The sequence below is a fragment of the Hymenobacter cyanobacteriorum genome, assembly GCF_022631375.1.
GTDB lineage: Bacteria > Bacteroidota > Bacteroidia > Cytophagales > Hymenobacteraceae > Hymenobacter > Hymenobacter cyanobacteriorum.
Map to the genome: position 1 here is coordinate 86306 of NZ_JALBGC010000004.1, position 12779 is coordinate 99084.

A 12779-nucleotide genomic window follows, 5' to 3' on the forward strand; every position below is an offset into this window, starting at 1 on the left:
CAAAACCGGCCGGCGCGTATCGGCCCGGCTGGGGTGGCACATCAGGCAAAGGCATCGCTTTTCCATCGTGAATCGTTTTTTTGACGCTTACCAAACCCCGTCAGTTGGTTGCCGGAGGGCTGGCTGTAGCACCAGGCCGGGCCCCCACACCGCCCACCGCTCAGCCAGGAAGCCGGCCGGGGCGTGGGGTTTGACTCATTTTCAAAGCTCCGCTTTTTCCGCCCGCCCGCCCCTGATGCGCATCATCCGGGGAGTTGATTGTGCTCATTCCCTCGGGCTGCTGGTCAGCCCGTCCCTGGCCCGCTACCAGTTGGGCTGGCACAGCTTGTCGGCCCGCAGCACCTGAATGCTTTTGGGCGTGAGCTCAATCAGGCCATCGGCTTTGAACTCGCTCAGGGTCCGAATCAGCGACTCCGGGGTGGTGCCCACCACGGCGGCCAGGTCGTCGCGCGAGAACTGGATGCCGGCCGGCTCGTCCCCGCCCTGCTCGTGCAGGCGCAGCAGCGTGCTGGCCACCCGGCGGCGCAGCGAGTCGTAGGCCATGCCCAGCAGCTGCTGCTCGCGGTCCTCTACCTGGCCGGCCAGCAGGCGCACAAACTGCTGCCCCACGGCCGGGTGGCGGTGCAGCAGCAGCTCAAAGTCTTCCTGCGGAATGTAGAGCAGGGCCGCGTCGTCGAGCACCACGGCCGTGTCGGTGTGCGGGCGCTGCTGCAGCAGCGGCAGGTAGCCAAAAAACTCGCCCGGCCCATACACGCCCGTAATCAGCTCCTTGCCGTTGGCGGTGCGGCGCACGGTTTTCACGCGGCCGCTTTGCACGAAGTACAGCCGGGTGGCCTCGTCGCCCTCGGCGTAGAGCACCTGCTTGCGGGCCAGCAGGTGCGGCCGGCGGTCGGTGGTGAGGCCGTGCAGGCTGCCCACGGCGGTGGCATCGTCCAGAAACGCGGGCAGGCCGCCGGGCTGGTGCAGGTCGTAGTGGGGCTGCAGCTGGCGGAAGCGGCTCAGGCGGCTGCGGATGGCCGTGAGCAGCTCGGTTTCCTCGAAGGGCTTGGTGAGGTAGTCGTCGGCGCCCAGCTCCATGCCGCGGCGCTGGTCGGCGCGCTCGGTGCGGGCCGTGAGGAAGATGAAGGGCACGCCCGCCAGCTGCGGGTGCTGGTTGAAGATGTGCAGCACGCCGTAGCCGTCGAGCACGGGCATCATGATATCGCACACCACCAAATCGGGCGTGGTCAGCAGGGCTTTTTCGACGCCCACTTTGCCGTTTTCGGCGGTGTGCACGTCGTAGCCGGCCAGCTCCAGAATCTCGGCCGTGTTTTCGCGCACGATGTCGCTGTCTTCAATCAGCAGAATGCTTTTCATAGGGCAGGGTGATGGTGACGGTGGTGCCCGCGCCCAGCTCGCTGCGCAGGGCCACGGTGCCGCCCAGCAGTTCCACGTAGCGGGCCACAATGTAGAGGCCCAGGCCGGTGCCGGGCAGGTTGGCGGCGTTGCGGGCCCGAAAAAACCGCTGAAACAGCCGTTCCTGGTCGTCGGGCGCAATGCCGATGCCCTGGTCCTGCACCGTGAGGCGCAGCCACTGGTCTTCGAGGGTGGCGCGCACGGCCACGGTGGTGTTTTCGGCCGAGTATTTCAGGGCGTTGGAGAGCAGGTTGGCCAGCACTTTGCGCAGCAGCGAGGCATCCTGCCACAGCGGCGGCAGGCCGGGGGCCAGGGCCAGCTCGATGCGCTGGCCGGGCTTGCGCAGGCCGGTTACTTCGGCCACGGCTTCGTGCACCAGCGGGGCCAGGGCCAGCTCGGCGCGGTTCAGGGGCAGGCGGCCATCCTCCAGCCGGCCCACTGATAAAAACTCCTCCAGAATGTCGGTCAGGTGCTTCACCGAGGTGCGGATGCGGTTGAGGTGGCGCTGGCGTTGGGCCTGCTGCTCGGTTTCGGTGTACTTCTCCAGCAGCATCACCGAGGTGAGCACGGCCGTGAGCGGCGTCCGAAACTCGTGCGAGGCCATGCTCACGAAGCGCGTTTTGAGCTCGCCCAGCTCCTGCTCGGCGGCCAGGGCCTGGCTCAATTCGCGGGTGCGCTGCTCCAGCTGGTTCAGGGTGGCTCCCAGGGCCTGGGTGCGGTCGGCCACTTTCTGCTCCAGCTCGGCATTGAGCTGGGCCACGCGCCGGTGCTGGGCATGCAGCTCCTGCTCGGCCTCTTTTTTGGCGGTGATGTCGATGATGTAGGCCACCACGAACAGCTCCCCGTCCAGCTGGAAATAGCTCAGGCTCACTTCCACGGGAAATTCCGAGCCGTCGTGGCGGCGGGCCAGCAGGTCGCGGTTGTGGCCCATGGCCCGCATGGCGGGCCGGGCGTGAAAGGATTCGCGCAGCTGCTCGTGGTAGCGGCCGATGGCCGCCGGCACCAGTGCTTCGATGCGCTGGTGCAGTAAGGTGTTATCCGGATAGCCGAACAGCTGCCGGGCCTTGTCGTTGGCCAGCACAATGTCGCCGGCCCGGTTGCACATCACAATGCCGATGGTGGCGTGGCTCACCACGGCCTCGAAGCGGCCCATGCTCTCGGCCAGGCGGTGCTCGGCCACGTGCAGCGGCGTGGTATCGGTGAGGTGCACCACGAAATAGGCTTGCTCTTCCACCCACAGGCAGGTCAGCTCGACGTGAGCCCAGAAGGTGTCGCCCGACTGCCGGCGCAGCTCCATTTCGACCGCGTAGTAGCCGTCGCGCAGCACCCGCTCGCGCAGCTCGTCCCATTCGGCCGGCGTGAGGTGGCGGGCGCGCAGGGTGCGGGCGGGGTCATCGTACAGCGCCTGGGCCGAGGAGTAGCCCAGCAGCTGGTAGCCGGCCGTGTTCACGTGCGTAAACCAGCCCTGCCCGACGTGGTACAGGCCCATAAACTCCTTGCTCTTCTCAAAGAGAATGTCGGTGAGCGGGTTGCGGTACCGGTTGGCGGGCATGGGCGGCTGCCGGCTTTTGCCAGACATTGGCACAATAACAGAAAATATTGTAAAACATCAATATTGTTTAACTGTTTGCACCCGCGCGCCACCAGCGCAAGCAGTGCGCTTGCCAGGCTAACCAATGGTTTATTAGCCAGTTGGCTTTTGCAGCGCCGCAGGATAATAAATGCCGCTCCGGCAACTCCCAAAAACCTAGAAGGAACCCGCGTAGGGGCCCAGCGCATCGGCGTTGCGCGCCAGGCCGGCGGTTTCGGTCAGCGCGTCGTCCGGCAGCTCCTCTTCGAGCATCGGCGCCAGCGTGTCGGAGGGCCAGGGCGTTGGCTTCGTAGCATTCAGCTGGGCATCTCCCCAGGCGCGCGGCACCCCGGCTGGCAGCAAGGATTCGGCCGCGCCGAGCGCCTCAGAACCTCGTCCACTCATGCGTCGGCCGGCAGCACCAGCACCGGAATGGAGCTTTCCTGAATGAGCCGGGCCGTGGTGCTCTCCTGAAACAGGCTGCCCATGAAGCTGCGGTGCCGGGCCACCACCACCAGCATATCGGCCGCCAGCTGGGCCGCTTCGGCCAGAATGCCGTCCACCACGCGCGGGTGGTAGCGCTCGTGCAGGTGCAGCGGGGCGTCGCGGGTGTCTGCCACGAAGTCGTTTTGGGTGATGGTTTCGAGCAGGGCGCCGGCCGTGGGCCGGGCGTGCTCGTCGTCGGTCACGTGCACGGCCTCCAGCGTGCCGCCGAAGTCGCGCAGCAGGCGGTACACGGCGCCGTGCTGCGGGCCGAGCTCGAACGGCTCGCCATCGACGGCCAGCAGCAGACGACGGGGCGGAAACTGGTCCCAGCCCGCGGCCGGCACCACCAGCAGCGGGCAGGCCACGCGGCGCAGCAGGCCCAGGGCCGTGCGGGCCACCAGGTCGGGCGGCGCGTTCTCGAAACCGGGCTGCCCCAGCACCACCAACCGCAGGTCGCGCTCGCGCAGCACCTCGCGCACCGCTTCCGAGAGCGGCTCATCGGCCATGTCGACTTCGGTGGGCACGGACTGGGCCGAGGCCAGCTTCTCCAGTTCGTAAAACGTTTTTTGCCGGCCCGTCCAGGTCTGGTAATCGCCAAACTCTTCAGGCGCCAGCAAGGGGTCGTGCTGCGCGTTCAGCAGGAGCAGGTGCGCCTTCAGGGGCACGGGCAGCCCGGCGGCGTAGGAAAGGGCCCGGTTCGAAACGGCGAAAAAATCGGTGAGGACGGCGATGCAGGACGACATGATGAGAGGAGAAAAAGGGGGTGAAAACCAGTGGTTAAGCGTGCGCCGGCGAGTGCACTTTCAGCTCGTTGTTCACGAAGCGGGCCCCGGCCTCGTAGGCCTCGAAGCCGGCCTGCTCGCGGTCGAACCAGGTATCGACGGTGCCGGTGAGCAGGGCCACGCCGTTTTCCACGGCCACGTGCACATCCTGGTGGTAGAGGCTGGCCGACCAGAAATGCCGCCGCCGGATGCGCTCGGCCAGGGCGTAGTCGGGGTCGGGCAGCAGGGTGGGGCGCAGGCCCCAGGCGGGCGGGCCGTAGGGGCGCACGCCGGTGGCGCAGGTGCTGCCGGTGGCCTCCAGGCGGTTCACCACCTCGGCCACGCCGCCGATGCCGGCGGCCACGTCGGCGGCGTGCTCCTGCTCGAAGTGGTTGCCCACGCGCCCATCGAGGTACACTTTGCCGTTGCGCACCAGCACCATAAAGTCGAAGTCGCCCACGTAGGGGTCGCGGGCCAGCGCGTCGCGGATGTTCTGCCGGATAATCGAGTCGGGCTCGTCGTGCGGCGGGCGCACTTTCAGGCGGTTCTGCACGTCCCACACGCCCACCACGTGGCGGGCGTCCTGCTCGGCATCGAGGCGGGCGCGCAGGTTACTCACCGTGCCGGTGAGCGTGACGTAGCCGTGGTACACGCGCACGCCCGGCTCGGCGGGGCGCACGCGCGGGTCGTGGCGGAAGGTGTCGCGCACGGCCTGGGCAATGTCCGCATCGGCGCGCGGGGCAAACTTGTCGCGCCGCAAATCGCCCACCACGGCCCAGTGGGCCACAAACAAATCCTGCGCCTGCACCTGCCGGGCCCCGGCCTGGTAGGCCACGCTGATGATGTGCTCCTTCTCGGCCCCCGAGCCCACCGTGCCCGCGAGGTGTACCACCTTGTCCGTGGTCTGCACTTCCACCAACGCGCTGTTCACCCGAATATCCCAGTCGAGAATTTCGCGGATTTCCGTGGAGATTTCCTCGTCGGAATTCATGATTTCGCCGCCGCGCACTTTCAGGTTGTCGCCCTCGATGCGGCGCACGCCCCGCACCCCGCGCAGCACACGCAGCACCAGCTGCTTTTCCAGCCAGGTTTGCAGCACGCCGCTCACCGTCACGATTCCGTCGGCCACGAGGCAGGTGATGTTGTAGTCGCCGGTGGCGGGGTCGTGGGCCAGGGCGCGCTCCACGTCGCGGCGCAGGTCGGCATCGGGCAGCTCCGGCGTGCGGATTTCCAGCTCGTTCACCACGCTGCGCACCCCGCGCACGGCCAGGGCAATTTCCTCGGCGCGCTGCCGCGAGAGCAGGCTGTCGGTGAAGCCGGTCAGCGCCACGATGCCGTTCTGAGTTGCCACGTCGATGAGGTGCGCCGAAACCCCGCGGCTGCTCAAAAACAGCGTTTCGATGGCCGCCGAAATGTCGGCATCGGCTACTTTTTCCTGCACCACGGGCTGGCTGAGTTGTTCAATGGTTTCCATGAGCTGAAGCGGATTAGAGAAGCGAAAAGCCAGGCGGCGCGGGCCGGAGCAGAGGCCCGGCCGGGAGCGGCAGCTACTGCGCAAATTTCGGCCGTGGCCAGGGGCAAGGCATTGAATACAATCAGCTTGCCGCTTGATTTTAATCATGTAGGCCGGCCGGCGCAAGCCAAAAGCGGCCCCGGCAACCCGAGTGCCAGGCCTATGATAATGAACAGCCGGCGCCCTGATTCTCATCAGGCAAATGCCCGCACCGCGCGCGGATATTCACCCCGTGAAGCACCTGCCGAAAAACCCATGATGCCGTTCGCCGACCGACTGGATTTGCCGGGCCCACCCGCCGGCACGCTGCTGGGGAGTGCGCCGTTTGGCGATTTAAGCCGGGAAATGATGAGAGAATATTCGCTGCTGTACCGCACCGATTCGCGCCTGCTGGTGCTGCTGCTGTTTGGCCTGTTGCTGCTCTTCACCTGGGCCGGGCTGTGGGAAGGCCGCCGCCGCCGGCCCTACGCCGCCGGCACCACCGAGCAGTCGGTGGCCGTGGCCTCGCTGCTGGCCTTGCAGGGCCTGCTGCTAGCCTTCTCGTTTTCGATGGCCAGCGACCGGTTTCAGGCCCGGCGCGATGCGCTGGTGGCGCTGGCCGCCAGCTTTCGCACCACCGTGCTGCGGGCCAACCTCTACCCCGAGCCCGAGCGCAGCGGGTTTCGGCGCGAGCTGCGCCACTACCTGGAGGCGCGCATCGCCTTCGGAGAAGCGCCCTACGATTCGGTGATTATCCGGGCCACGCTGGTGCGGGCCGATACGGCTTTCGGGCAGGTGTGGCACCGCGTGGTGCGGCTATCGACGGACCCGCGCTGCGACATCGCCACCGACAAAATGGTGGATTCCCTGAACGAGATGACGGTAAATGCCATCACGCGGCAGGCATCGCTGCGCGCCCACGTGCCCGATGCCATCGTGTATATGCTGTTCATTATTGCCCTCACCACGGCCTTTTTTTCGGGCTACGTGAGTGCCAACCGCGGCCGGTTCGACTGGATGGCCGTCATCACCTTTTACCTGATGGTGACGCTGGTGGCCTACATCACGCTGGAGCTCGACCGGCCCCGGCGCGGCATCATCAGGCCCACCGACGTGCAGGAAATCCTGGTCGACCAGTTGCGGTTGTTTCCGCCGCATTAAGCGGCCTCCACCGCCTGCATTTCGTGGATGAGCTGCTCCACTTTATCTGGCTTGCCGAAGACGTAGAGCAGGTCGTGCAGCTGGATGGGCGTTTCGGTGGTGATGGATTCCAACATCTGGCCGTCGCGGCAAATGCCCATCAGGCACAGGCCGAAGCGCCGCCGCAACTCGATTTCCGAGAGGTGCTCGCCGCCCAGGCAGGTCTGCGGGTCGGTTTCGATGGGCACGGTGGCCAGCTCGGCCCCGGTCAGCCGCACGTGGATGCCCGACCAGGCGGCTTTGGTGATGGAGTGGGGCCGCAGCATGGCGTGGCTGCCGTGCCGCAACTCGCCGATGACCTTTTCGATGTCGGGCAGCGGCACCAGGAAGCGGGCCAGCACGTGGGCCAGCACCTCCATCGAGGTTTCCTGCTCCTGGGCAATTACCTCGGTGGCGCCCACGTGGTAGAGGTTTTTGCGCTCGTACACGTAGAGGCTGCGCACCAGCACGCACCCCACGGGGTTGAGCCGCCGGATGGCCGCCACGGCCCGCAGCGAGGCCGCCGGGTCGGAAATGGCCACCACCACCACCCGGGCCCGGGGCACCCCGAGGTGCTCCAGCACGTGCTCGTGGGTTACGTCGCCGTACAGGATGCGCTCGCCGTGCTTCAGGCCTCGGTGCACCTTGTCGGCGTCGGCTTCGAGGATGATGTAGGGCAGGTGGGCAAACTTGGCGGCGCGGGCCAGGTTGCGCCCGTTCAGTCCAAAGCCTACGATGACGAGGTGGCCGGTGAGGGGCGGCTCGCCGGCCGCGGCGGCCGGCAGGAGGGGCGCGGGGTCCAGGTGCAGGTGCCGCTCCAGCTCGAGGGGCCAGGGCAGGCGCATCACCCAGGCCACCACGGGGCGGGCCAGGGCCATCACGCCGGGCGTGCAGCACATGGTGAGCACCGAAATGGCCAGGAAAATTTGGTAGCTGTCGGGCTTGATGAGGCCGGCCCGCAGGCCCGCCCGCGAGAGCACGAAGGCAAACTCGCCCACCTGCGCCAGCGCCATGCCCGTGAACAGCACCTCGCCCACCGGGGCGCGCAAAAAGGCCGTGGCCACCGGCGTCAGCAGCATTTTCAGCAGAATAACCCCGATGGTGAGCAGCACGATTTCGACCGGGTGGGCCAGCAGCACGTGCACATCGAACAGCATGCCGATGGACACGAAAAAGAAGCTGGCAAACACCTCCCGGAACGGCAGCACGCTGCTCACGGCCTCGTAGCTGTACTCCGATTCGGAGATGATGAGGCCCGCCAGAAACGCCCCCAGCGCCAGCGACAGCCCCGCCCGCTCGGTGAGCACGGCCACGCCCAAACAGGTGCCGATGATGGTGAGCAGAAACAGCTCGCGGCTGCGGGTGCGGGCCACCGCCAGCAACACCTTCGGCATGAGGTAGCGCGCTCCCAGGCCCACCGCGGCCACCACGGCCAGGATTTTGACGACCATCAGGCCCATGGCCAGCAGGGGGCTGCCGCTGGCCTGCCCGCTCAGCAGCGGAATGAGCAGCATCATGGGCACCACCGCCAAATCCTGAAACAGCAGGATGGCCAGCACAATCTGCCCGTGCACCGACTCCACTTCCATACGCTCCTGCATGAGCTTGAGCACAATGGCCGTGCTGCTCAGCGACAGCAGAAACCCCCAGAACACCGACGAGCTGAACGAATTGCCGGCCGCCACGCCCAGCACCGCCACGGCGGCCACCGTGAGGCCCACCTGCAAAGTGCCGCCCAGAAAAACCGCCCGCCGGATGCGCCCCAGGTTCTGCACCGAAAATTCCAGCCCGATGGTGAACATGAGCATGATGATGCCCATTTCGGCCACGTTGTCGACCTTGGCGGGCAGCTTCACCAGGCCCAGGGCGTAGGGCCCGGCCAGCATGCCCGTTACCAGAAACCCGATGATGGACGGCAGCCGAATGCGGTTGAACAGCAAGGTAACGCCCACCGAGAGCAGCAGAATAACCAGTAAATCGTGGAGCAGGGAGTAGTTCATGGCGCGCAGCTGTAATGGGCGCGCCACCTGAAGAGTCGTACCCACGATTTTAGGAATCAGGCCATTGCCGGGCACTTGTCCCACCGATTTCTTTCCAAAACGGTCATCAATAGCCGGTAAAATTCTCACAGGCAAGCCGCGGTTAGGGTTCGCCACTTCCACCGTTGGTGCAAAGCGCGCGTCAATCCACCGTGGGCAGCACCAGCACGGGCACAGGGCTGTGGCGCAGCACCTGCGCCGTCACGCTGCGATGAAAGAGCCCGCCGAGAAACGTGTGCGGCCGGGCCAGCAGCACAATCAGCTGGGAATTGAGCTCCCGCGCAGCTTGCAGAATGCCATCGGCCGGAGTTTCCTCCCGCACTTCGTACAGGCTGTTGCTGGTGAGCGGGCCGAAGAGGTTGGTGCTCCAGACCGATTTCAGGGCCATGTCGCCGTGCGAGGGGCCGTGCGCCTGCGGGGCCACGTGCACCACGGCCGTGGTGGGCCGCAGGGCCGCCAGCAGTTCGCGCAGCGCCTGCACCGGGGCCGCAATGGTAAATGGGTGGCCATCGGCCGCCACGAGCACCCGCTGCGGCAGCGCGGCATCGGGCCAGCTTTCGGGCACCAGCAGCACCGGGTAGCGGGCCGCCCGCAGCACGGGCACCACCGCGTGGGGCAGCGCCGGCCCGAGCCGCGCCGGCTGCGTGGCGCGGCCAACGGCCAGCAACAGCGGCTGGTGGCGGCGCACCGCTTTGGCCACGGCCGTGGCCAGCGTGTCAACCGATAATTCGGCCTCGGCGGGCACGGGCAGCTGGCGCGCCTGCTGCTGCAAAGCGGCTTGCGCCTGCTCGCGGCCAGCCAGCTCGGCGGCGGTCGTGAGCACCAGCTCGGCGGGGTTGCGCAGCGGGTCGATGCTCAGATACACGTGCAGCAGCACCAGGCGGCCCTGCAGGCGCGCGGCCAGCCGGGCGGTGTAGGCCTGCGCCTTTTCGGCGGCGGCCGACAAATCGGTGAGCACAACAAACGTTGATTTCATGGCCGTAGGGCGTTGGGCCGGCAGCAGGCCGGCGAGTGAAGAAGGTTTCGGCTGGCCGTGCGGTAGCCGCGCGGCCCGGGCGTCATCCCAGAGCTGGCTGGGGCAGCGTCCCGCAGGCCCGCTTCACCTCGGCCCCGGTGTCGTGGGCCAGCAGCAGGAACTTGCCCGCCCTAAGCGCTACTCCGTGCCAAAAGGCGCTGGTGAGCCCGGACACGCCCGGGCTCACCAGCGCCGCGCCCACCACCACGGCACCTCCCTAGGGGCTACCCAGGCCGCCACCACTGGCATTACGGTTCAAAAAAAGTGAGCGAAAAAATGCAGAAGAAAGGGAGAAAAGCCGGCCGTAGTGGCCAATACAATCTGTAGAACTACTGCCGGAGGACGGGCAGCCAATCGCAGACTGCCCGCCCATTCCGGGTTGATGCCTTCGACGAGAAGGCCGTCAGTAGGTTAAGAGTTATCGTTCAATCGTTTCAGGCCAGGGGAGCCGGCCTGGTTTTTTGCTCTGCAACGGGCCCGGCCTGAAGGTCGGCCGGATTTCCAGGCCGGGACCTGTGCCAAGGCTTCTTCCGTCGATGTTAAGTCAAATATCTGCCATTCCCCCGCCGCCGCACATGACCAGAATCAGCCCGACAGCTGATTCTGGTCATGAGACCCGGTTATCGGCAGAGTGAAACCGAAACCCCATTCGACGTATCCGGCACCGGCGCGGATGGACTGGAATGACACACGTTGATGAGCAACGCCCACCCGGTGCCAGCGCTCTACATGCGGCGGCACGTTACGCCAGCCCACGCCCGTGCACTCCGGCCAGAGCATCGCCCCCACAAAGCCGCACGTATTACACACCATGGCGCCTTGGTTGGGCTGCTCGTCAAAGGCGATAGTTCCATTTATATTAAAGTGTGCAGGTCTTAGGTTACCTAATTAATTGGGACAGGCCCTGAAGCTGCCAGCAGCATTACGTAAGCAGCCCTAATCGGTGCGGAAGGGTTGGGAGGCCTGCGGCTAGAAGTTGAGAGGGGACAGTAGCCTGCCAGCAACTTGCAGGGTGGAGCTATTGAAAAGCGTAGTGTTTTAGCTATAAAGGATAAGTTAAATTTATTTTTTGATAAGTGCATTAAATTGGAGATATAGTTCATACATTTATAAAAAAAATTCGAATTGTTATGGAAACGGCATTCCCCTTCTTCAGCAATCATCCCGACGATGCCGGGGCAGCCATCTATCATACCCACCCGCGTTGCCGGGTGGCCCAGCGCATTCCGGCCGAAGCGCGGGTGATTGGCACGGGGGAAAGCCGGGGGGAGTGCCCGTTCTGTTTTTTGCTGGCCCAGTTTCAGGCCAACCGCGGACTGCGCGGGCACCTACCGCCGGGGGCACCGTCGGCATTGGGGGCAAGCAGTACCGATACGGCTTCGCGGCCGTTGCGCGCGCTCCGGCTGTGCTACTAAAGCCACAGCCAACCAACTGGTGGGCACGGAGCGGATAGGGCGCGGCCAAATCTGGCAATCCGTGAGAACCGATGGTGAAAGTGCTGCCGTAGCTGTGGGCCCGCTTTGCGGTGAGCCTGCACCGGGCCCGGGCCGCCGCCAAGCCGTTTCTTTGCGGCCCGGTCGCTGCCATTTTGCGCGGCCGTAGCTCGCTTTTCGTATGCCGCTGCTCGAAGTCACCACCCCGCTCCTGGCGCGGGAATTCATTACCCTGCCCGCCCGCCTGCACGCCGGCGTGCCCCAGTACATCGGCCCGCTCGAAAACGAGGTGGAAGTGGTGTTCGACCCCATCAAGAATCCGAAATTTGCCAATGGCGAGGCCATTCGCTGGGTGCTGACCGATGCGGCCGGTACCACCATCGGCCGGGTGGCGGCCTTCCTCAACCGCGACGCGCCCGACGTGCAGAACCCCGACCTGCCCACCGGCGGCCTGGGCTTTTTTGAGTGCATCGACGACCAGGCGGCGGCCAACCAGCTTTTCGACGCGGGCCGGCAGTGGCTGGCGGCGCGAGGCATGCAGGCCATGGACGGCCCCATCAACTTCGGCGAGCGTGACCGATTCTGGGGACTCTTGATTGACGGGTTCGACCGGCCGCCGAACTACGGCATGTTCTGGCACCCGCCGTACTACCAGGCACTGTTCGAGCAGTACGGGTTTCAGCTCTACTTCAAGCAGTACACCTGCTACCGCACTACGGCGGCCCCGCTGCACGCCCGCTTTGCCCAGCAGGCTGCCGGGCACGCGGCCGAATTCCGGTTCGAGCACGCCCGCAAGGCCGATGCCGAGAAGCTGGCCTACGATTTCCACCACGTGTATAATCTGGCCTGGGCCAAGCACGGCGGCGTGAAGCCGATGACGCTGGACCAGGCCCGCAACATTGTGAAGGAAATGAAGCCCGTGGTGGACGAGCGCCTGCTCTGGTTTGCCTACCACGGCTCCGAGCCGGTGGCGTTTTTCATCAGCCTGCCCGAACTGAACCAGATTTTCCGGCACGTGGGCCGGCGGCTGAATTTGTGGGGCAAGCTGCGGTTTCTGGTGGCGCGCTGGCGCTTCATGCGGCGGCCCGACAAGCGCATGTTCGGCATCATCTACGGCGTGGTGCCCGAGTACCAGGGCAAGGGCGTGGATGCGGCCATGCTGGTGTATGCGCGCCAGCAGTTCATCGACGCGGGCTACGCCGACCTGGAAATGAACTGGATTGGCGATTTCAACCCGCGCATGCTGGTCACGATTCGCTCCATCGGGGCGAGCATCGTGAAAACGCACGCCACGTACCGGTACTTGTTTGATAGGGAGCGGCCGTTCGAACGGATGCCGATTATTCGGTAAAATGGCAGATGAGTAAATGAGTAAGGGGGTGAATGTTCAACTGGTGCCGTGTGGTACC

Annotated in this window: 10 protein-coding genes; 3 read left to right on the top strand and 7 right to left on the bottom strand. The window is 65.6% G+C overall.

Annotated features, from left to right (window positions below; genetic code table 11):
* Nucleotides 1-303 precede the first annotated feature (303 nt).
* From MON38_RS14530 to MON38_RS14550, 5 genes are all read right to left on the bottom strand, one after another.
* Nucleotides 304-1356: a response regulator gene (locus MON38_RS14530; protein WP_241936906.1), complete on the bottom strand. Its 1053-nt coding sequence runs from the start codon at nt 1354-1356 to the stop codon at nt 304-306.
* Nucleotides 1334-2974: a sensor histidine kinase gene (locus MON38_RS14535; protein ID WP_241936907.1), complete on the bottom strand. Its 1641-nt coding sequence runs from the start codon at nt 2972-2974 to the stop codon at nt 1334-1336. Before MON38_RS14535 ends, MON38_RS14530 begins: the two co-directional genes overlap by 23 nt.
* 168 nt (nt 2975-3142) lie before the next feature.
* On the bottom strand, nt 3143-3370 hold the full coding sequence (locus MON38_RS14540; RefSeq protein ID WP_241936908.1) for a hypothetical protein: 228 nt from the start codon (nt 3368-3370) through the stop codon (nt 3143-3145).
* Complete coding sequence (locus tag MON38_RS14545; RefSeq protein WP_241936909.1) at nt 3367-4194, bottom strand: universal stress protein; 828 nt, start codon at nt 4192-4194, stop codon at nt 3367-3369. The genes MON38_RS14540 and MON38_RS14545 overlap by 4 nt, the downstream gene beginning before the upstream one ends.
* A 34-nt stretch (nt 4195-4228) precedes the next feature.
* The gene (locus MON38_RS14550) at nt 4229-5686 is read right to left on the bottom strand and encodes a BON domain-containing protein (RefSeq protein ID WP_241936910.1); all 1458 of its coding nucleotides are present in this window, start codon (nt 5684-5686) and stop codon (nt 4229-4231) included.
* 294 nt (nt 5687-5980) lie between these two features.
* On the opposite strand from MON38_RS14550, the gene MON38_RS14555 reads away from it, so the two are divergent.
* On the top strand, nt 5981-6865 hold the full coding sequence (locus MON38_RS14555) for a bestrophin-like domain (protein ID WP_241936911.1): 885 nt from the start codon (nt 5981-5983) through the stop codon (nt 6863-6865).
* Here MON38_RS14555 and MON38_RS14560 read toward each other — a convergent pair.
* The gene (locus tag MON38_RS14560; RefSeq protein WP_241936912.1) at nt 6862-8883 is read right to left on the bottom strand and encodes a cation:proton antiporter domain-containing protein; all 2022 of its coding nucleotides are present in this window, start codon (nt 8881-8883) and stop codon (nt 6862-6864) included. The genes MON38_RS14555 and MON38_RS14560 overlap by 4 nt on opposite strands.
* A 181-nt stretch (nt 8884-9064) precedes the next feature.
* Nucleotides 9065-9898 (bottom strand): universal stress protein, encoded by an 834-nt coding sequence (locus MON38_RS14565; protein ID WP_241936913.1) that lies wholly within the window; start codon nt 9896-9898, stop codon nt 9065-9067.
* Between the two features lie 1169 nt (nt 9899-11067).
* Here MON38_RS14565 and MON38_RS14570 point away from each other — a divergent pair.
* Complete coding sequence (locus MON38_RS14570) at nt 11068-11352, top strand: hypothetical protein (RefSeq protein ID WP_241936914.1); 285 nt, start codon at nt 11068-11070, stop codon at nt 11350-11352.
* A 199-nt stretch (nt 11353-11551) separates the two neighbouring features.
* Nucleotides 11552-12721: a hypothetical protein gene (locus tag MON38_RS14575; protein ID WP_241936915.1), complete on the top strand. Its 1170-nt coding sequence runs from the start codon at nt 11552-11554 to the stop codon at nt 12719-12721.
* The last annotated feature ends 58 nt before the right edge of the window (nt 12722-12779 follow it).

Bases quoted from the DNA above. Each gene is read 5' to 3' on its own strand.
- MON38_RS14540 (WP_241936908.1), bottom strand. From the start codon at position 3,370: ATGAGTGGACGAGGTTCTGAGGCGCTCGGCGCGGCCGAATCCTTGCTG.
- MON38_RS14535 (WP_241936907.1), bottom strand. From the start codon at position 2,974: ATGTCTGGCAAAAGCCGGCAGCCGCCCATGCCCGCCAACCGGTACCGC.
- MON38_RS14545 (WP_241936909.1), bottom strand. From the start codon at position 4,194: ATGTCGTCCTGCATCGCCGTCCTCACCGATTTTTTCGCCGTTTCGAAC.
- MON38_RS14565 (WP_241936913.1), bottom strand. From the start codon at position 9,898: ATGAAATCAACGTTTGTTGTGCTCACCGATTTGTCGGCCGCCGCCGAA.
- MON38_RS14575 (WP_241936915.1), top strand. From the start codon at position 11,552: ATGCCGCTGCTCGAAGTCACCACCCCGCTCCTGGCGCGGGAATTCATT.
- MON38_RS14530 (WP_241936906.1), bottom strand. From the start codon at position 1,356: ATGAAAAGCATTCTGCTGATTGAAGACAGCGACATCGTGCGCGAAAAC.
- MON38_RS14555 (WP_241936911.1), top strand. From the start codon at position 5,981: ATGATGCCGTTCGCCGACCGACTGGATTTGCCGGGCCCACCCGCCGGC.
- MON38_RS14560 (WP_241936912.1), bottom strand. From the start codon at position 8,883: ATGAACTACTCCCTGCTCCACGATTTACTGGTTATTCTGCTGCTCTCG.
- MON38_RS14570 (WP_241936914.1), top strand. From the start codon at position 11,068: ATGGAAACGGCATTCCCCTTCTTCAGCAATCATCCCGACGATGCCGGG.
- MON38_RS14550 (WP_241936910.1), bottom strand. From the start codon at position 5,686: ATGGAAACCATTGAACAACTCAGCCAGCCCGTGGTGCAGGAAAAAGTA.